The organism is Flavobacterium sp. HNIBRBA15423 (assembly GCF_052655965.1).
On the sequence record NZ_CP199751.1, the window covers coordinates 3,478,702 to 3,499,705 of the forward strand.

General features: G+C 29.3%; 17 protein-coding genes. 13 read left to right on the plus strand and 4 right to left on the minus strand.

What is annotated here, in order from left to right:
• Nucleotides 1-14: 14 nt before the first annotated feature.
• From ACULEV_RS15585 to ACULEV_RS15595, 3 genes are read left to right on the plus strand one after another with little or no spacing between them, the layout of a single operon-like run.
• Complete coding sequence (locus ACULEV_RS15585) at nt 15-2,033, plus strand: PKD domain-containing protein (protein WP_445455967.1); 2,019 nt, start codon at nt 15-17, stop codon at nt 2,031-2,033.
• Nucleotides 2,014-4,596, plus strand: a complete 2,583-nt coding sequence (locus ACULEV_RS15590; RefSeq protein WP_445455968.1) for a CHAT domain-containing protein — start codon at nt 2,014-2,016, stop codon at nt 4,594-4,596. Before ACULEV_RS15585 ends, ACULEV_RS15590 begins: the two co-directional genes overlap by 20 nt.
• Nucleotides 4,556-4,993 carry a retropepsin-like aspartic protease gene (locus tag ACULEV_RS15595; protein WP_445455969.1) on the plus strand — a complete coding sequence of 146 codons (438 nt, stop codon included), beginning with the start codon at nt 4,556-4,558 and terminating at the stop codon, nt 4,991-4,993. The genes ACULEV_RS15590 and ACULEV_RS15595 overlap by 41 nt, the downstream gene beginning before the upstream one ends.
• Before the next feature lie 211 nt (nt 4,994-5,204).
• Here ACULEV_RS15595 and odhB read toward each other — a convergent pair whose 3' ends face one another.
• Nucleotides 5,205-6,428 carry a 2-oxoglutarate dehydrogenase complex dihydrolipoyllysine-residue succinyltransferase gene (odhB, locus tag ACULEV_RS15600; RefSeq protein WP_445455970.1) on the minus strand — a complete coding sequence of 408 codons (1,224 nt, stop codon included), beginning with the start codon at nt 6,426-6,428 and terminating at the stop codon, nt 5,205-5,207.
• Between the two features lie 72 nt (nt 6,429-6,500).
• Complete coding sequence (locus tag ACULEV_RS15605; protein ID WP_445455971.1) at nt 6,501-9,272, minus strand: 2-oxoglutarate dehydrogenase E1 component; 2,772 nt, start codon at nt 9,270-9,272, stop codon at nt 6,501-6,503.
• Between the two features lie 114 nt (nt 9,273-9,386).
• On the opposite strand from ACULEV_RS15605, the gene ACULEV_RS15610 reads away from it, so the two are divergent.
• The 5 genes from ACULEV_RS15610 (at nt 9,387) to ACULEV_RS15630 (ending at nt 14,792) form a co-directional block, all read left to right on the plus strand.
• A complete protein-coding gene (locus ACULEV_RS15610; RefSeq protein ID WP_445455972.1) occupies nt 9,387-9,932 on the plus strand; it encodes a hypothetical protein in 546 nt (181 codons plus the stop codon).
• 444 nt (nt 9,933-10,376) lie between these two features.
• Nucleotides 10,377-10,688: a hypothetical protein gene (locus tag ACULEV_RS15615; protein ID WP_445455973.1), complete on the plus strand. Its 312-nt coding sequence runs from the start codon at nt 10,377-10,379 to the stop codon at nt 10,686-10,688.
• Nucleotides 10,689-10,738: 50 nt separating this feature from the next.
• On the plus strand, nt 10,739-11,050 hold the full coding sequence (locus ACULEV_RS15620; RefSeq protein ID WP_445455974.1) for a hypothetical protein: 312 nt from the start codon (nt 10,739-10,741) through the stop codon (nt 11,048-11,050).
• Entirely contained in the window at nt 11,050-11,775 is a 726-nt protein-coding gene (locus tag ACULEV_RS15625; RefSeq protein ID WP_445455975.1) for a GLPGLI family protein, read from the plus strand. Before ACULEV_RS15620 ends, ACULEV_RS15625 begins: the two co-directional genes overlap by 1 nt.
• A gap of 380 nt (nt 11,776-12,155) precedes the next feature.
• Nucleotides 12,156-14,792 carry a carboxypeptidase-like regulatory domain-containing protein gene (locus ACULEV_RS15630; protein ID WP_445455976.1) on the plus strand — a complete coding sequence of 879 codons (2,637 nt, stop codon included), beginning with the start codon at nt 12,156-12,158 and terminating at the stop codon, nt 14,790-14,792.
• Here ACULEV_RS15630 and ACULEV_RS15635 read toward each other — a convergent pair.
• Both ACULEV_RS15635 and ACULEV_RS15640 read right to left on the minus strand, forming a co-directional pair.
• Entirely contained in the window at nt 14,776-15,126 is a 351-nt protein-coding gene (locus ACULEV_RS15635; protein ID WP_445455977.1) for a hypothetical protein, read from the minus strand. The genes ACULEV_RS15630 and ACULEV_RS15635 overlap by 17 nt on opposite strands.
• Before the next feature lie 62 nt (nt 15,127-15,188).
• A complete protein-coding gene (locus ACULEV_RS15640; protein WP_445455978.1) occupies nt 15,189-16,163 on the minus strand; it encodes a polyprenyl synthetase family protein in 975 nt (324 codons plus the stop codon).
• 457 nt (nt 16,164-16,620) lie between these two features.
• Between ACULEV_RS15640 and ACULEV_RS15645 the strand changes: the two genes are divergently transcribed.
• From ACULEV_RS15645 to ACULEV_RS15665, 5 genes are all read left to right on the plus strand, one after another.
• Complete coding sequence (locus ACULEV_RS15645) at nt 16,621-17,037, plus strand: hypothetical protein (protein WP_445455979.1); 417 nt, start codon at nt 16,621-16,623, stop codon at nt 17,035-17,037.
• Nucleotides 17,038-17,066: 29 nt separating this feature from the next.
• Nucleotides 17,067-17,636 carry an RDD family protein gene (locus ACULEV_RS15650; RefSeq protein WP_445455980.1) on the plus strand — a complete coding sequence of 190 codons (570 nt, stop codon included), beginning with the start codon at nt 17,067-17,069 and terminating at the stop codon, nt 17,634-17,636.
• A gap of 147 nt (nt 17,637-17,783) precedes the next feature.
• Nucleotides 17,784-18,224 carry a hypothetical protein gene (locus ACULEV_RS15655; protein ID WP_445455981.1) on the plus strand — a complete coding sequence of 147 codons (441 nt, stop codon included), beginning with the start codon at nt 17,784-17,786 and terminating at the stop codon, nt 18,222-18,224.
• 113 nt (nt 18,225-18,337) lie between these two features.
• Nucleotides 18,338-18,895 carry a glycosyl-4,4'-diaponeurosporenoate acyltransferase CrtO family protein gene (locus ACULEV_RS15660; protein ID WP_445455982.1) on the plus strand — a complete coding sequence of 186 codons (558 nt, stop codon included), beginning with the start codon at nt 18,338-18,340 and terminating at the stop codon, nt 18,893-18,895.
• Between the two features lie 165 nt (nt 18,896-19,060).
• Nucleotides 19,061-20,704, plus strand: a complete 1,644-nt coding sequence (locus ACULEV_RS15665) for an SBBP repeat-containing protein (RefSeq protein WP_445455983.1) — start codon at nt 19,061-19,063, stop codon at nt 20,702-20,704.
• The last annotated feature ends 300 nt before the right edge of the window (nt 20,705-21,004 follow it).

The window sequence follows — 21,004 nt, forward strand, 5'->3', positions numbered from 1 at the left end:
AAAATCTGACAATCATGTTAAAAAAAATAGTCTTTTTTCTTTTTCTTCTTACTTGTATTTTTGGATTTTCTCAAACTAAAATACAAGATACTATTTCAAGAAAAGCAACTATTTTGCCTAATCAAAATGAGAATACATTTATTTTTGATTCAGAGAAACCTGTATTAAATCAAATTGCTGGTGCTCCAAAAGCTTTTTATAGTTATTATTGGGAATTTGGTGATGGCAACTTTAGTACTAAAGAAAAACCAAAACATACCTATAAAAAACCTGGTGAATATGAAGTAAAACTTTGGGCAACTAATAATTATGATACAGGAAAAACACCTACTACACGACCTACAAAAGTAAAAACCAATGAAACAGCAGATGTATCTGATAATGAAATTCATATCCTAAAAGATAATATTGAATTAAGAAGAAACAGAGAACCTTTACCTGATGAAGATTTTGTTGTTATTTTAAGTTACAAAAACGAAAAAGAATATGTTACTAATGGAACTATTTATTTTTATTACAATGAAAAAGAATTTAAAAACGACAACTTTGAATTATTAGAAATTAGAAATTACTACAATGAAAAAGTGACTGAATTAGGAAAAGATTTGGTTTACACCAATGATTACGATGACCAAACTTCTTTTTATGCTTCTACAGAAAATATAATTTACAATTCTTATAAATTTCAAGATACTACAGAAAAGAAGAACCTTCCTTTATCTATAGAAGAAGCCCAACAAACTTTTAAAAATGGAAAAAAAATTACTTTTAAAAATTTAAATCCAAACGAGCAACGTAACCTCTTTTTTAGCCTAAAAACCACTCCAGAAATGATTAAGGACACCAGTGCTATCTTGAAAGTAAGAAGTATTTATGTCCCAGATGATAATTATGAAAATCATAAAATAAAGGATATGGAAATGGAGATTGTTACTTCTCATGATCCTAATAAAATGTCCACTAGTGGTTTGTTTATCAATTATAGATTAGTTCGTTTTAAACGTATTAAATTCAAAACTCGTTTTCAAAATGATGGTGAAGGTCCAGCAAGAACCATACGATTAGAAACAGATATTCCAGATATGTTTGACAAATCTACTCTTGAAATAGAAAGTATGTATCCAGAATGTCCTATTTGTCCAAAAAACGAAGAAGTTCGTTATAGTTGCCTAGATACTTTGGTTAAACAAAAACAAATAATATTTACTTTTAAAAACATTTATTTACCAGGAACTCAGCAAAAAAATGTTACTGAAAAAGATTCTACCAAAGGTTTTGTAAAATACAGCCTGAAATTTGGTAAAGATTTTCACAAAGTAGGCACAAAAAGTAGAACAAAAATAATTTTTGATAAAAACGAACCTATTGTAACTAATTACTCTAGAACTCGATTTAATCCAGGTATTTCAATAGGTGTTAAAGCTGGTTATAATTATTTCCCAAAATTAAATAATTCTAAAAGCTATTTTACAGGTTTTACTATTTCTCCTTTTAAATCCTATCGTTTTTATTGGCAAAGTGAATTGTATGCAAACAAACATGATTTTGAAAGTGAGAAAACGTCTTCATTTTCAGCTGACCCCGAAACAGTAGGCCCTTTTGAGACTGCAACGGGTCAAATTATTGATGTAGCTTATGTAAGTAGAGAAAGTGCAATTGAAAAATCTAGAAAAGTTATTGAAACAGTTCCTATTTCTCTTCGTTATAACATTAATAATTATATAGGAGTTGGTTTTGGCCCACAAATAACAACTATTATTTCTTCGCAAGCAGAAAGAAAAAACACCATTAGATATTATGAAGTTACCCAAGATCCAACAAGTCCAAACCAATTAATTCCAGGAAATGAATATAGAGAATTATCGCAATATGAAACACAAACTACTAACGAAAAAACGCAAGTACAAACACAATTATTCTTAGATGCTACATTTGGTTTTGCTAGAATTGGCCCAAGTGTAGGAATTCGTTATTATAAAAATTTTAAAACCGATTTTGATTCGTGGCAACTTTATGCGATTTGGAAATTTTAAATTCTTTTACCTATTCCTTTTATTTTCTATCTCAAATTTCTCCCAAAATTTAGAAGATAAAATCTATAATGCCATAGACACTTTTGTTAATAATCCTACTAAACATTCCTTAGAAGAACTAACCTTAAAAGAAAAAGAATTTTCAAATTTGGTTAGCACTAAAGACGAACAATTAGCTTTAGTCATTTTATATTGTAATAAAGGTTCGTTTGAAATGAAGAATAATATCCAAAAAAAGGCTATTACTTCTTATGAGAATGCTTGGAATTTGTTTTCCAAAAATAATTTAGTCAATTATGACATTATAGAATATTGTTTGAAACCCTTAGGCACTTTATATACCAAAACAGGCAATTTCACATTAGCAGAAAACATAATTAAAAAATATATCTTCATTGCTGAAAAAGAAAATAATCAACCTACTATAATTTCGGGTTATATTAATTTGTCTATCGTTTATAAAACTATCGGCAATCATAAAACGGCCATTGATTTGTTGCAAAAAGTAGAGAAAAACAATCAGGCTTCAACCCTTCAAAAGAAACGAATTCAAGAAGAATTGACACTAAATAAAATTGGATTACAAAAAAACGATAGTAGTAATCCATTAGAAAACGATGTGGTAAATTATGACTCTAATACTTCCAAAACCAATGCTTTTTTAGCACTACAAAACAACAATCCTGATTTAGCCATTACTTATTTAGAAAAAGCCAAACTTGATTTAGTAAAAAATAAAACTTTCGAAGCTAGAGAATTAGCTAAACTATATGTCGATGAAGCCACAATTTATATAGCTACAAAAGAATATGAAAAAGCAAGAAATAGTTATAGTAAAGCTTTGCAGACTTTATTACCATTTGAGAAAAATTGGGTAAACCCAAAAACAACTTCTTTAAGCGCTGAAAATACTTTTTTAGACATTTTTGATGGTTTTGCCTATCTTGAAGATAACACTTTCAAAAAATTGAATTGGTACAATCTTAGTTTTTATGTGAGCCAATTGATTTCAGAGCATTTAGTAACACAAGAAGCACAAATCATTCAACAAGTTAGTGATAGAAAACGCACCGAAAGATGTATTGATGCTTTATGGAATGAATATCAAAATAATAATAATTTTAGTTTGCTTCAAAAGGCATTTCAATATGCTGAAAAAAGTAAAAATACTGTTCTAAAAGAACGAAATAACCAAAAAACACTACTAGAACAGTTTCCAAATAATAAAAATTTACAACTACAAAATAAATTGCTTACCAAGCAAGAAACATTAATTAATGAATACATTCGTTTGCAAATTACACAAGAAAACGAAGCTCGAATGGTTACTTTAAACAACGAATTAGCCTCTTTAAGTATTACTTTAAAAAACACAAACGAAAAAGTTAATTCGCAATTTAAAAAAACAAATAACGATACTTTAGCTTGGAAAACATTAGAACAAAAATTAAAGAAAGATAAAACCCAATTGGTCTATTATTTTTGGGCAAAAGAAACCTGTTATTCATTTTACTTCAACAACAATCAAATTACTTGGAAGAAAATTGATTTTGATAAAAAAAACACTGCTTTACTTCAACAATACATTCATTATTTTGATGATGCGAATGCTATAAATAAAAATGTTGTAGCCTTTTCATCAGTTGCGTATCAATTACATCAACTATTAGAGCTAAACACATTAGAAAAAGATAAAAATCTAATTATTATTCCAGATGGTTTACTTCATTTTGTGGCTTTTGATGCTTTGGTTACCCAAAAATCGACAGCTAAAATTTATACTAAAATTCCTTTTTTAGTATACCAAAATAAAATTGCCTATCAAACCAACGCAACGTTTTATTGCAAGGAAGTCACGTTGAAAAAAAACGATAAAATTGTTGGCTTTTTTCCAGTTTTTAAAAACACAAATGCTTATTTAGAATATTCCATTGAAGAAGCCAAAACATTAGAAAAAAATAAAGCTACTTTATTCATGAATGAAGAAGCCAATCGTAAAAATTTTAAACAAAACACGAGTCAATATTCGATAATTCATTTATCCACACATGGCACAAGTGGTTCATTTAGTACTCCAGCCACCTTGGTTTTCTATGACGATGTAATGCTAGTAAACGAATTATATGGTTTAAAAAACTGCAATCCAGATTTAGTGATTTTGAGTGCCTGTGAAACAGGCATTGGCAAACTACAAAAAGGAGAAGGAGCAATAAGCATAGCAAGAGCTTTTCAATATGCTGGGGCAAAAAATGTCTTGTTTAGTCTTTGGAAAATTAATGATTTTGCTACTTCAGAGATAATGACTAATTTTTATGATAACTACACCTCAACCCATTCTTTTTTTGAATCTAATTATCATTCGAAACTAAATTATTTGGAAAGCAAAACCATTTCAAATCCTAAAAAATCGCCTTATTATTGGAGTGCTTTTGTTTATTATGGAGCAATTGATACTACAGAAACCCATTATTTTTATTACTATCTATTTGCATTCTTTTCGATTATTATTCTATTTTTGATTTATGGAAGAATTGCAAGATTTCTTAAAAGAAAAAAAATATAAAAAAGTAAAATTTAGTGTTTTAAAAACCCAACATTTGCTCATAAAAGCCACTTTAAACGGTGTAAAAGGTACTTTTATTTTAGACACTGGAGCAAGTAATAGTTGTGTAGGACTAGAAGGCATTGAAAAGTTTCAATTGTTTGCTGAAAATTCAGAAACCAAAGCAGCTGGAGCAGGTGCAACAGGAATGGACACCCAAATATCTAAAAAAAACCAATTACAAGTAAGCCGTTGGAAAACCACTTTTTTTAACGTTATTATTTTTGATATGAGCCATGTGAACGAAGCCTTAACCAGTTATAAAACCAAACCAATTGATGGCATTATTGGTGCCGATATTTTACTAAGTGGAAACGCAATTATTGATTACTCTAATCATTATTTGTATTTGAAGTAATTTCATTTGGGCAATTGCTAAAGCACCACGCTTTCCGTTCTATCTTTTTTCACGTTTTAAGAACGAGAAAAAAGGATGCCACTGCAATCGTTATTGCAATAAAGTGCTAGATAGAAATTTTGGTTTTAAAAGAAAAATCCCAAATTCCAATAAAAAGGAGTTTGGGATTATATATTAGATTCTGAAACAAGTTCAGAATGACAGCCTTTATTTAAAGTTCTAAAGCTTTCTTAGGATTGTTATCCATTAATAATTCTGTTGGGTTTTCTAATGCTTCTTTAACAGCAACTAAGAACCCTACAGACTCACGACCATCGATAATTCTATGATCATAAGATAAGGCAACGAACATGACTGGAGCAATAACGATTTGTCCATTTTTAACCACAGGTCTTTCCACGATGTTGTGCATTCCTAGAATACCAGATTGAGGAGGATTGATAATTGGAGTAGATAACATACTTCCAAAAACACCACCATTTGTAATAGTAAATGTTCCTCCTGTCATTTCATCTACAGTAATTTGTCCGTCTCTTGCTCTAAGTGCTAGTCTTTTAATTTCTGCTTCGATTCCTCTAAAGGTTAAGTTTTCTGCGTTACGCACAACAGGAACCATTAATCCTTTTGGTCCAGAAACTGCTATTGAAATATCAGCAAAATCATATCCTACTTTATAATCACCGTCCATCATAGAATTAACATCAGGATATAATTCTAATGCTCTTGTAACTGCTTTTGTAAAGAAAGACATGAATCCTAAACCTACATTATGTTTGTTCTTAAATTCGTCTTTATATTGATTACGTAAATCGTAAATAGCTGTCATGTCTACTTCATTAAAAGTAGTCAACATAGCTGTTTCGTTTTTAGCAGCTACTAAACGCTCTGCTACTTTTCTACGCAACATTGATAATTTTGTTCTTTCTGAACCTCTATTTCCACCAGTAGGCGTTCCCATAGAAGGCACAGCATTCATAGCATCTTCAGTAGTTATTCTTCCTCCTTTACCAGTACCAACTATATCTGAAGGTTGGATACTTTTCTCTTCTAATATCTTTCTTGCAGCTGGAGAAGGTGTTCCAGAAGCATATGTTTTTTGAGTTTCTGCAGGAGCTTTTGGTGATTCTGGCTTTTTCTCTTCCACTTTTGTTTCTACTACTTTTGTTTCTGCTTTAGGAGTATCACCCGATGGTTTTGCTGCGCTTGTATCAATTAAACACACAACTGCTCCAACCGCTACTGCATCACCCTCTTCGGCTTTTAATGTGATAATTCCACTAGCTTCTGCTGGTAATTCTAAAGTCGCTTTATCTGAATCTACTTCAGCTATAGCTTGATCTTTTTCAACATAATCACCATCTTGAACTAACCAAGTTGCAATTTCTACTTCTGTAATTGATTCCCCTGGAGAAGGGACTTTCATTTCTAAAATCATATTCTTTTAGTTTAAAAGTTTACCCTTAGTCATCTCGAAAATTCGGGAAAGGGTTGACATTTGAATTTTTTTTTATTGTACTATTGTTTTATCAAAAATCATGGCTATAGCTTTCGCTTGACGTTTTTTAGAACGTTCATAACTTCCTGCTGCTGGTGCACTATATGCTTTTGGCGATGCTAATCTTAATTTTACTAAATCAAAATTCATTAACATATAACTATAAGCTCCCATGTTTTTAGGCTCTTCTTGTGCCCAAACATAATCCTCAACATTAGGATAACTCGCAATGATTTCCTTAATTTGCTCAATTGCTAACGGAAATAATTGCTCTAAACGAACCACGGCTACATCATTCCTTTCTAGCTCTTCTCTTTTAACAATAATATCATAATACACTTTACCTGTACAAAGTACTAAAGTTTTTATTGCTTTTTTATCTGTAACATTTGGATCGTCTAAAACTTCATGGAATTGACCATTTGCTAATTCATCCACTTTTGACACTGCTAAATCTAGGCGTAATAAACTCTTAGGTGTAAACACAATTAAAGGTTTACGGAATTTGCTTTTCATTTGTCTTCTTAACAAATGGAAAAAACTAGCTGGTGTAGTACAATCTGCTACATACATATTGTGTTTGGCACACATTTGTAAATAACGTTCCATTCTTGCTGAAGAGTGTTCCGCACCTTGGTTTTCATAACCATGTGGCAATAACATCACCAATCCATTTTGATTGTTCCATTTATCTTCACCAGCAGAAATGTATTGGTCAATCATAATTTGGGCTCCATTTGAAAAATCTCCAAATTGCGCTTCCCAAATGGTTAAAGTATTAGGAGAAGCTAAAGCATATCCATATTCAAAACCTACAACGCCATATTCTGAAAGCAAGGAATTATAAATATAAAAATTCCCTTTTCTGCCTTTAATATCATTTAATAAAACAACTTCTTCTTCAGAGTCTTCTACTTTAATTACTGCATGACGGTGAGAAAAAGTTCCTCTTTCCACATCTTGTCCAGAAATTCGCACATCATATCCTTCTTCTAACAAGGTACCATAAGCTAATAACTCCCCCATTTCCCAGTACAATGCATCCTTTTCGAAATACATATCTTTTCGAGCATCAATTATTCTAGTAATTTTATTTATGAATTTCTTATCACTAGGCAATTGAGTTATGGTTTTCGCAATCTCTGTTAACTTCTCTTTATCAAAAGAAGTATCCTGTTTTTTAAGCATTCCTTCATCAGAAACTTGTTCAAAACCAGTCCATACATTCTGCATGAAAGGTGTTATAACCGTTAAATCCTTTTTACGGGATTCTTCTAAATTTTCGTCTAATTTTGCTTTGTATTTTTCTTCTAATTCTTTAACATAATTAGCATCAATAATACCTTCATTTCTTAATTTTTCTGCATAAATATCTCTAGGATTTTTATGTTTTGAAATGGCTTTATATAAGATTGGCTGTGTAAATTTAGGCTCATCACCTTCATTATGACCATATTTTCTGTAACCTAATAAATCAATAAAAACATCTCCACCAAATTCCATTCTATAATCTAAAGCAAACATCATAGCATGAACTACAGCTTCAACATCATCTGCATTAACGTGTAAAACTGGAGAAAGGGTTACTTTAGCTACATCGGTACAATAAGTTGATGAACGAGCATCTAAATAATTAGTAGTAAAACCCACTTGATTATTAATTACAAGATGAATAGTTCCTCCTGTTTTATAACCATCTAGTTTTGCCATTTGAACAATTTCATAAACAATTCCTTGACCTGCAACTGCTGCATCACCATGAAGTGCTATTGGTAAAACTTTAGAAGCTTCATTTGGATATCTTCTATCTTGTTTTGCTCTAGCTATACCTTCAATAACAGCACCAACTGTTTCTAAGTGTGAAGGGTTTGGAGCTAAATTTAAGTTTATTTTTTTTCCTGAATTAGTTTCTCTATCTGATGTTAATCCTAAATGGTATTTTACGTCTCCATCAAAATACATATCATCATCATAATCCTTACCATCAAATTCAGAGAATATATTTTGTGTGTTTTTACCAAAGATATTAGCTAACACATTTAATCTTCCTCTGTGTGCCATTCCCATTATAAATTGTTCTACTCCTTTTTCAGCAGCAGCTTCAATTAAAGCATCTAATGCTGGAATCGCAGCTTCACATCCTTCCAACGAAAAACGTTTTTGACCTACATATTTTGCATGTAAAAAAGTTTCGAAAGAAATAGCTTCATTTAATTTCCCCAAGATAATTTTCTTTTGATCAACAGAAAAACTAGGTTGGTTATCATTAATGTCTAATCTATTTTTAATCCATTCTTGTACTTTTGGATCACGAATATACATATACTCAACACCTATTGAAGAGCAGTAAACACTTTCTAAGTGTTTAATTATAGCTGCTAAAGTGCTTGGTTGCATGTTCACTATTTTAGCCGCATCAAAAACTGTGTTTAAGTCTGATTGAGACAAACCAAAGTTTTCAATTGCCAAAGTAGGTGAATATGTTCTTCTATCTCTTACAGGGTTTGTTTTAGTGAACAAATGTCCGCGAGTTCTATATCCTTCAATTAACTTAAGAACGTTAAACTCTTTAAGTATTTTTTCGGCATTTTCAGTATTTGTCACATTCCCATTTGCCATTGCTGACAATTGTTCAACCGGACTTGCAAATTCATTTGCAAAATCAAACCCTTGGAAAAAGCTTCTCCAACTAGGTTCAACGGTATCCGGATTTTGTAAATATTGATCGTATAAATCTGCGAAAAAAGCTGTATGAGCAGCATTTAAAAAGGAAAACCTATCCATATGTCTTGTCTAAATGACGATTTGGTTAAAAAATATTATGCAAAAGTAAAACATTTGCTATAATCTTTTAAAGAAAATTGTACTTTTATGACATAATTTTTTAGAATTGATACTATGAAAAAGAAAAAACAGGTCTTTTTAACATTTTCTTTTGTTTTTATGTTTTTTATAACCTCTTTACACAGCGTTAACGCACAAGAAGGTGAAGCAGTTAAATCAAAAAGTCTATTCTGGGAACGCGTTCAATTTGGTGGTGGTTTAGGACTAGGATTTGGCAATGATTTCACTACTATTACAGTTGCTCCAAGTGCCATTTATAATTTTAATGAATACTTTGCTGCTGGTTTAGGTGTACAATATAGTTATGTGAATCAAAAAAGGGTTTATCAATCGAATATATATGGTGGAAGTGTTATTGCTTTGTTTAATCCTATTGAACAAATTCAACTTTCGACCGAAATTGAACAATTAAGAGTAAATACTTCGTATGATGCTTTTTATGGAGGTGGTAGTGATAACTTTTGGAATACTGCTTTATTCCTAGGTGTTGGATATAGAACAAATAATGTAACCCTTGGTCTTCGCTATAATGTTTTATACAAAGAAAATCAAGGGGTTTATGCAAATGCTTTTATTCCTTTTATTAGAGTTTATTTTTAATTAGTCATAATTATGAAAAAAAAATGTTTGTTATTTATTCTATTTTCGCTTTCGGGTTTTTCTCAGATTAAAAAAAGTTATGTATTGCCTACTTTGAATTCCCTATCCATTGACACTACTTTCAAAATAAAACCTATACTTTTACAAGTTATGATTCAAATTTAAATCTTCAATTTAATTATTTAAAATCTGATAAATGCACTTTAATAAATAGTATTTCTCACTCCTTCACCACCAATGCACTTACTCGAAACAAAATAGATTCTTATAATCCTAGTGGCACCGATAGCTTTGGTGGTGCTATTGTTACAGGTTTTTTGAATTTATTTTTTCAACAATGTTAAAGCAATTACATTTTTTCTGTAATACAATTAACAAGAATTAACTTTTTTTTCAGATGATTTGCAAATATATTTGTGAGTACAGATCAATTAAATAATAAAAATGAAAAAAATAATTTTAGTATTAGGATTAACTCTTTTGGCAACTGGAGTTTTTGCTAATGAAAGTAAGAAATCAAAAAAAAGTAAGGGTCTAGAGAATTACAATCTTGACCAAACCGCTTGTTGTACAGGAACAGCTTCAGTTGGAAGCCCAGGAACTGTCGGATATGTGTCTGTGACTGTAACAAAATGCCATACTTCTCTTGAGTATAACACAGCAAAAATAGCTGCTTGTCATAATGCAAACGTTGCAGCAAAAAAAGCAGTAGCTTCAATTGAAGACTCTTATGTAGTTATTAGTGGATCAAACTAAAATTATTATTAATATTTAAAATTATTTTAATGAAAAAAATTATTCTAATTATGACTTTAGTTTTAAGTCAATTTTGTTTCTCAAACGACTTAAAAATAAATTTTAGTATCATCAAAGAAAAAAATGAATTTTGCAATTCAATTTTAAAAGAGGTTGACCCTGTTATGTGTTGCACAAGAAGAGCAGCTTCAGGAACATATGGAACATCTGGCTATATACAAGTTAGCGTTACAAGATGTGCGACCTCAACAATTTCATATCAAGATGCTCAAGCTAGATCATGTGCTCTTGCTGATTCATCAGCTAAAGCAGCTCTTGAAATTGCCGCAGATACAAATGAATCAACATCAATTGGTGAATAATGATTAAAAATATCTTTATCATTTTAGTTATATTTCTAAATCAATTAACTCTAATAGGTCAAAATTTAGTAGTAAATTATAACTTTTCACTAATAGATACTAAAGATGAATATGGCGTTGTAGGATTTAGTGAAATTAAATTAATTACTAATAATTTTGAAAGTATTAGTTTTAGTAAAAACATTGATACTACGGTTGTAATTAATGACATCAATCAACCTCATATTCAAGAATCTAGTGATTTTAAACCTTCTATGTATAAAAGTTTTATAAATGGAGTAAGTTACTCAGAAACTTTTTTTCCTAAATATGACTTAAAAGACCAATTTTACTCTATTAAGTGGGATTTAACTAATAATAGAAAAATTATTTTAGGATATGTTTGCCAAGAAGCTAAAGGAAATTACAGAGGAAGAAGCTATAGAGCATATTTTACAGATAAAATCCCAATACAGAATGGTCCACATAATTTTGATAATTTACCTGGCTTAATTTTAGAAGTAACTTCTGATGATGGAGTTGTCACATTTAAAGCAAATAAAATTTCTAATTCTGATTCTGAAGAAATATTTAATCCATTTACAAATAAAAAATATATAAATTGGGACGAATTTTTAATCGCATATGGAAAATATTTCCACAAAATGATTAATTATAAGCCCGAAGAAGATATGACAATAGTTGTACCAAATAGAGGTATAGAAATTTTTGTTGATAAAATATAAATCTACATTATAACAATAATAAAAACACTACTTTACTTTTTTGCTGAGTAGTGTTTTTATTGTTTATATTAATATTTTTTATCTACTTTCTTATTTACCTCAATGAAATTCTGAAATAATTAGCTTAAATAGTAAGGACTCAATTTTGTACAAAAAGTAATAGAGAAAAAACTATCTTAAATTATACACATCAAAAACCCACAGGTGAATTTATCTTAAGAAAACTTGAAATATATTCTGATTATAATATTGCATCTTTCCATTTATTATAGAATTTATTAACATACATATAAAAAACACGAAGAATCTTTACATAAAACAGTTAATAAAAATGGAGCGACTTAACTAATTAGTAAAGGTTTTAGAGAATTATTTCATCAATGAATAAATACATATTTATACTATTATTTATAAACAGCATTTCTTTTTCCCAAGTATTAAAAGGGACGGTTTCAGACTCTGCGGGAGTTGTTCCTTTTGCAAATGTTCTTATTAAAGAAAAAAACAACTTAATTAGTCAGTTTACAACAACAAATAGTAATGGTAATTATAAAATACTATTAAAAAAAAATAAAGATTCTTTATTTATTGAAGTTTCTGGTATATCTCACGAACCTAAAACAATATCTTTAAAAGATTATATTTCAAATAATAATGAGATAAATATTGATTTTAAACTAGAAAACAGAACGACTAAGTTAAAAGAAGTTATAGTAGAAAAAAAAATATCAATCAGTATAAAAAAAGACACTTTAACGTATAACCCAGAAAGTTTTAAAGATGGAAGTGAAAAAATAGTTGAAGATTTATTGAGAAAATTGCCTGGCATTATTGTTAAAGATGATGGTGCAATAGAGTATAAAGGAAAAAAAATAAAAAAAATGTTATTAGATGGTGATGATTTATTTGATTCTCAATATACAATTGGAAGTAAAAACATTAGTGTCGGAATGATAGATAAAGTACAAGGAATAGATAATTATGAAGAAAACACTTTGTTAAAAGGGATTTCAAGTTCAGAAGATGTAGCTATTAATCTTGTGCTTAAAAAAGGAAAAACCGATTTTTCTGGCAATACTAATTTAGGTTATGGTTACAAAAACGTTCATGATACAAACATAAACGGTTTAGCTATAAATAATAAAATTAAAGGTTTTGGAATAAGTTCCTTCAACAATGTAGGACAGAACAATACTCCTTATAATTTTGACTCTGAAATAATTTCGTTAGAAAGTCAAAAAAACAGTAATCTATTAGCTAAAGAGCTTATTAATCAAGGCAATTTTTATTCTTTTTTAGATAATAGTTTTCATCGATTAAACAACAATTTTTATACTAGTTTAAATTTACTTACCAAAGTTTATAAGAAATCTAATCTTAAAATAAATGCAGGTTTTCACAGTGATAACTTAAAACGAATTAATGAAAACGAATCATCTGTTACTATTATCAATGAAACCTTTACTATAAACGAAAACAATATTATACAAAAAAAACCAACATTATTTGATTTCAATCTTTCCTTTTTAAACAAAGAAAAAGAAAAGTTTCATTGGAATTACTTGGGAAAAATTAATTATCAAAAAACGAATTATAATGATGTAAGTACAAATAATTCTTTTGTTCAAGAAAATAATATTACTACTAAATCATTTTTACTTAATCAAAATTTAAGCAGTACTTATAAATTTTCAGACAGTACAGCAGTCACTTCAACTTTTATTTATTCAAAAAACAAGGCTCCTCAAAATTTATTTATTAATCCTGGAACTTTGATTAACGTTGATAATTCAGTCATAAGTAAATATCAAACTAGTACCTTCAATAAAGAAAATATAAATCTAAATTCTTCTTTATTGAATACTAGAAATAAAATAAAATTTGGAATACATACATCATTCTTAAAAATGACCTCTTCTCTAAATTCATCATTAAATAATGAGTTAAATAACAGCATAGGAGATAATTATAAAAATGACAATAAATATGATGTATTATATTTTAAGATGAATCCTGTTTTTGTTTTTAATGATAAAAAGTACGCTTTTAAAATTGGGCTTAATACCTTTTACAATAATATTTCATTCAATAATTATATAAAAAACACAAAACTTCACGAAGACGATTTATTAATTTCACCTAGTTTAACTTTTCTTTATAGATTTAACAAAAAAAACAACACTTCTTTTAAGTATTCTTTTAATCAAATTTTACCAGAAGAAGACAAACTTTTTGATGGTATTGTTCAAAGAAATTATAGAAGTTTTGCAACTAACGAATTTTCATTTCAATATTTAAAAACTCATTCTTACATATTAAATTATAGTTTTAATGACTTTTTTAATCTACAACAATTATCAATAAACCTATCTCATGACTATAGAGAAAATAATTATTTTTACAAAAGCGTAATAGATCAAAATATTACCATTTCAAATTCGTATTATGCAAATACTGGAAACAAAGATTATGGAGTTAATTTATTTGGAGAAACCTATTTTCATCCTTTAAGAACAACTATACAAATCAATACTAATTATTCATTATCATTTGATAAAAATATTATTAACGATTCCAGTCTTAGAAATATTCTTGGAAAAACATTTTATTCTCAATTAACTGCAAGAACTAGTTTTAAATCAAAAATTAATTTTTCGAATAAAATTTCTTTCTTAAATAATTCTTTTGAAGTAAAAAAAGAAACAACAAAAAATAATTTCAGTAGCTTAACAGATCAATTTAAAATAATGTATAGAAATAATGCTAAGAACTTTAAAGTTGATTTTGTAAGTAATTTTATTTCTCCTGATTTAAATCAAAATAATAATTATCTTTTTCTTGAAACTGAAATAAACTACACTCCAAAAAATAAAAAAATTAGCTACTCAATAATTGGAAAAAATTTAACTAATAATAAAACATTTGAAACAAAAAGTGTTTCTGATTATTCAAGCTCTATTAGCTCACATAATTTAATATCTACGTATTTAATGTTAAAAGTTACATCCGGTTTCTAAACCAAACTTTTTGCCATTCTCTTTTTAAAATTAGAAAGGTTACTTGCTCTGCTAGTTCTACTAAATCTGAACCGTCTAATTTTTTTATTTCGCTTTCTGAAACATCTATTATATAAAGTAGATTTAAATATTCGGCAAATTTATACTGAATCAATTTGTATATTTTTTCGTGAACCAATTCTTTAAACTGAAATGGAAAAATGTCTAAAGGAATATCGACTGGTTCATTTGCTAATGCAAAGTCCTTGTTTGTTTGTTCAATGAGTTTAAAATACAAATGATTTTCTTCAGATTGATTTATTAAATCGTCGATATTTGAGGGTGCTTTATACATCTTTTTGAAATTCAAGTTCAAGTTCAAAACTACAACTGATTTTTGAATTTGAAATTGTTATTTTACACGTTTCTATTCATTAATTTTTTTCCAAATGCTCTTAAAACATCCTTTTTATCTGTTGCGATATCCATCTTTTCTAAAGTTTCAAAAGCTTTCATTGTGTATTCTTTGATTGCTTCTTGAGTAGCAGTGGCTGCACTAGAACTTATAAACACCTCTTTAACAGAATCAATTTTATTTGAATTATCATTAGGTTGAATAGAAAATAAATGTAATAATTGTTCTTTCTCTTCTTCTTTTCCAAATTCCAATGCTTTTAAGTACAAATACGTTTTTTTATTTTCAATAATATCTCCACCCACTTGTTTGCCAAAAGTTTCTGGATTTCCAAAAGCATCTAAATAATCATCTTGTAATTGAAAAGCAATCCCTAGATTCAAACCAAAATCATAGATTAGATCTGCATTTTTATTTGATGTTTCTGCAACTATCGCTCCCATTTTCATGGCTGCACCTACTAAAACAGCTGTTTTATATTCAATCATTTTTAAATACTCTGGAATAGTAACATCTTCTCTGGTTTCAAAATCAACATCATACTGTTGTCCTTCACAAACTTCTAAGGCTGTCTTACTAAACAATTTTGCCAACTTCTGAAAAATAGTAGGTTCATAACTTTCAAAAAATTGGTAAGCCAAAATCAACATAGCATCTCCTGACAGAATTCCTGTGTTTAAATCCCATTTTTCATGAACGGTTTGATTCCCTCTTCGCAATGGGGCATCATCCATAATATCGTCATGAATTAAAGAAAAATTATGAAAAACCTCAACTGCAGTTGCAGCAGGAATTGCTTTTTCATATGCACAATCAAAAATCTCAGCAGTCATTAAAGTTAGAACTGGTCGCATTCTCTTTCCCCCTAATCCTAATATATATTGAATGGGTTCATATAAATTTTTAGGTTCTTTTTCTACTATTAATGAATTAAAATGAGCTGAAACTAATTCTTGATATTGAACAATTGTATGCATAAAATGGATTTTTGCGCTAAATTACAGTATTAGGATTGTATTACAAAATGAAAAAAACTAAACAAAAGATGGAAGCGTTTAATAAACCTTTTTCAGGATAATATACCTAGTTAATTAAGATGAATCATAACCTTTATTACTCTCTTATTCTTGTTATATACGTTATAAAGACGCTATATATACGCTATATATATGTTATAACTTACTTTGAGTCGTCTGTGTGACCCGTCCTTGACCAGTCCTAAAATAGCTATAAGACACTTTTTAAAGCGCTCATCGTTTTTTTCTTTTATCAATAAACCATAACCCAAAAAAGTTTTTTATTGTAGTTTAAAATGGTTATTTTTATTTTTAAATATTAGAAATTAATACAAACGCAGGTTATTAAACATGCTGATGTTAATTACAAACTGAAAAAACTGCATTCGAAATTCGTACTAATGATAAAAATAAAATAATGGTGGAACTTACTTTTGAATATTGGAATAAACTTGCCGAACAAATGATAACCATTAATTCGCTGCTTGTAGGATTTTCAATAGCTGTAATTGCAAATTTATTAGTATCGGAAACAAAAACGCGGTTAACTAACAATATAATGGTAGCGTCAACTTTAGCTGCCAGTTTTTTTCTTATTTCAGTATTTGCGTCAACGAAACTTCTGTTGATGACAACAGATGGTTATCCCGTTAAAGTAGCCAATAATGATTTGTTCCTTCCAAGAATTATAGGTGGGACTGCATATGTATTTGGAATTATCTCTTTATTAACAATGGTTTCTATGGCTGGGTGGACGAAATCAAGAAATATGGGGATATTTACAACAAGCATTGGAATTTTGACCTTTTTATTCATATTGATAATGCTAACTTGAGATATTAACTAGAAAAGCCAGTAGCTAACATGTATAACCGTTGCACAACTCCCAATTTTCAAGAATCATTTTCAAAAATATCAAATATAAATGGGAGATTTCATCGGATTTCAAGTATGCTATTGGATCATATAATAATGACTATAGTTATTATTCCTCCAATAATGCTTATAATTTTAGCATCTAATGCTATTTTTAAATTTGACAATCGAATTTTGTCAAGGGTTTTCTTTTCTATGGTGTTTATTTATGTCAACAAAGATTTTTTTAATGCCAAAAGTCCAGCAAAACGGATTTTAGGTTATCGAGTGATTAATCGGAAAACTGAAAAGCCTGCGACTGAACTACAATGCTTCATTAGGAATTTGACAATAGCTATCGCTTGGCCATTAGAAGTGATTGTTGGATATATAAATCCTCAAAGACGAATTGGAGATTATATTGCGAACACTAAAGTTGTGACTTCTGATAAAGAAAAACTAAAAACAATTTTAACTGACTTAAAGAATAAAAAATTTAAATTGAACTTTCTTATCATTTTGATAATTGGAATGATTTATTTTTATGGATTAAGTTTGACAATACCGAATTTGAATTAAAAAATGATTTACCAAACTATGTATAAAAATTGCTGGTTTTAGCTAAGCCAAGATTAATTGTGTGTTTGCTATACATAAACATTGTAAGTAATTTGACGCAACCAAATCAAATAAAGTTCATCTATACCTTATAAAATCAAAGATATTATGAAAAAACAAATTTTATTTTTAATGATAATCGGAATTTTATTCTCTTGTAATAAAAATGATGATGGTAATAGTACTGATAATTTAGAAACTGAAATTATTGGGAATTGGAAACTTATACAAATGACTGGTAACATACCCAATTCTGAAACGACGGGCACTGATATGGAATGGCAGGAAACCTATCGGTTAAATACTGATGGAACGTTCCAAAAATCGAGAAATAGAGATGGAATTATAACAGAAGTTTCTGGAACATATAACCTAGTTGATTCTTCTAATGAAAGATTCATAGAATTTATTTTTAGTGACGAAAATGAGATTATTGGTTCTTGTTATTCCAATTTAAAAGAAGAGATGTTTTTTCAATCTAACAATACTTTGTCAAGTACATGGAGTGCTTGTGATGGTCCAGGTCTTAAATATGAAAAAGAAGATTAAAAACTACTTACGACAAAGTGAAGAATATTTGAAACATTTATAAATAATGAAGATTTTCTCCGAAAACAAATGACAAATTTGCAAAAAAAAAAATTTCCTATTAGATTGAAATTATGCGAAAAATTATACTTCTGAGTTTGATTATTTTCGTTACTATAGGGTTGGTTTATGCCCTTGTATTTTATATAGGCGTCGAAGGATTTTTGTTTGCGTGGGTTCTGAACTTTGTATTAATGATGTGTGTTTTAACGTTTACCGAGACTTTAAAATCAAATTTTGTATCTAATTATTATAAAGAGAAAGTTTGGGAACGTCGAGGGAAAATTTATGAGAAGTTAGGAATAAATCTTTTTAGAAAATTACTTGTTTTGGTTGGTTGGGAAAAACTTAATAAGAAAGCAAATCCAGTTAAAAATAATATTGAAGCCTTAACACATTTGGAATATCGAACAAAACAATCTGAGTTAGGACATATAATAATTTTTTTTATTGTTCTTTGTTTTGCAATTTATGTTACAATTGTATTTTCATTTACTGAATCATTATGGTTGTTATTTTTAAATGTCATCCTCAATGTATATCCGATTCTTCTTCAGCGTTACAACCGCCCAAGGCTTCAGAGAGCATTAGAGCTAATTAAGCATAAGCAAGGACGATTGCACAACAGCTAGTAGTGTTAGTAAAAATCAACACTAATTTCCATAACTTTGTTTAAGGTAGTCGAAAGATTCTAGGTTCTATTTTTGCAACGAGCGCTACCAACAAGAGATTAGTAAGCATTTAAAACTAAACAACAAATGTCAATAAAATCTTTTCATTTAAACCTGCTAAGCAATTTGATTCTTACGGTCCTAAGCACAAATTCTTTTGGGCAAAACTTTGAGTGGGCAAAACAAATAGGTGGTGCTGATTGGGATGAAGGAACTTCTATAAAAACGGATCAAAATAATAATGTTTATACAGTAGGTCTTTTTAGTGGAACCGTTGATTTTGATCCAAGCATAGGTGTTTTCAATCTTACCTCTGTTGGAGAAAAAGATGCCTTTATATGTAAACTTGATGCTGCAGGTAATTTTATATGGGCGAAACAATATGGAGATAATGCTTTTATTGGTGAAAAAAGCTCTCTCGGAATAGACCCCTTGGGCAACCTATACATCACTAATTCGTTTTTAGGTACTGTAGATTTTGACCCAGGTGATGGAAGCTTTTATTTAACTTCTCAAGGGTCAGATAGAGATGTTTTTATTCAAAAAATAGATGTAAATGGCAACTTTATTTGGGCGAAACAAATAGGAGGTCCTTTTGTTCCTACATTTCCAACCCCAGTACATAGTACTGCTATTGCTGTTGATACCAATGGTAATCAATACCTAACTGGCTATTTTGATGGAACAATAGATTTTGATCCAAATCCGACTTTTACCTTTACTATGACATCTCAATATAATGCTAGCGATATTTTTATATGTAAATTAGATACTGACGGCAACTTTGTTTGGGCAAAACAATTTAGTGGTACACAATCTCAAGGTGGAGTTGGCTATGCAATAGTTGTAGACGGAAGTGGTAATGTCTATTCTACTGGAACTATTGGTGGAACAATGGATTTTGATCCAAGTCAAAATACTTTTTATCTTACTTCATCAGCTCCTTCTCAAACGGAAATTTATATTAGCAAATTAGATCCGCTAGGCAATTTCGTTTGGGCAAAAGCAATGGGGCCAGGAGAAGGTTCTGCTATCGCAATAGATGAGAATAACAATATATATTCTAGTGGTTGGACTCCTTCTGGATATACTCCTGTCATTAATAAGCATGATTCAGCTGGTACTCTTTTATGGGCGAAACAACTTGGTGGATTGAATGGACAATCCATAGCATTAGATAACATTGGCAATGTATATACAACGGGTTTTTGTTTTGGTACAAACGACTTTGATCCAGGGTCAGGTGTTTTTAATCTTACAGGAGGAAATTCAGATTCTTTCATAAGTAAGTTAGATGCATTGGGTAATTTCGTTTGGGCAGGTCTGTTAACGGGAACTAGTCAAGTTTGGGTGAATTCCTTAGCCATAGACATGAATAATAATTTATATACTACTGGTTATTTTAATGAAACAGCAGATTTTGATCCTTCTTTCTCCATTTTTAACCTAACTAGTCCTGCTATTGGTTATGACATTTTTATAACTAAATTAAATGTAAATGATGAATTGGGACTTACACCAAATAGTTTTGAAGAAAGTGTTACTATATATCCAAATCCAACTAAAGGAAATCTTATAGTTGAATTTGATAGAGAACATGAGGGACTGAATATAGTTCTTAGAAATATACTTGGGCAAGTACTAAATGCAAATTTTATAAGCACCAAAAAACGAATAGAGATTCAAATTAATGAAGAAAGTGGTATTTATCTATTAGAAATAGCTGATCAAAAAAACCATAAAGCTGTTCTAAAAATTATTAAGGAATAAACGTTTGCCAAGAGTATCTACCCAAAAGTGACGCTTCAGTAATTAAATCAAACTTTGCTTTTCTATAAAATTTGTGCATGACTGACAAATTAAACAAATGCCTCGTACTGGTTTTAGTTTATAGTTTTAGATTACTCTTTTTAAAAAGAGTAAAAAATCAATTACTTTTTTTAAAAAAAATTTTATTACTACAATATAGCTGTTTTTGGCATCAAAAAAGTACTACTTCGTCAATAGCTGTGTTTACTGGTGTTTTGAAAAGCATATACGTATAAATACGTATAAAAAAGCAAAAATCGT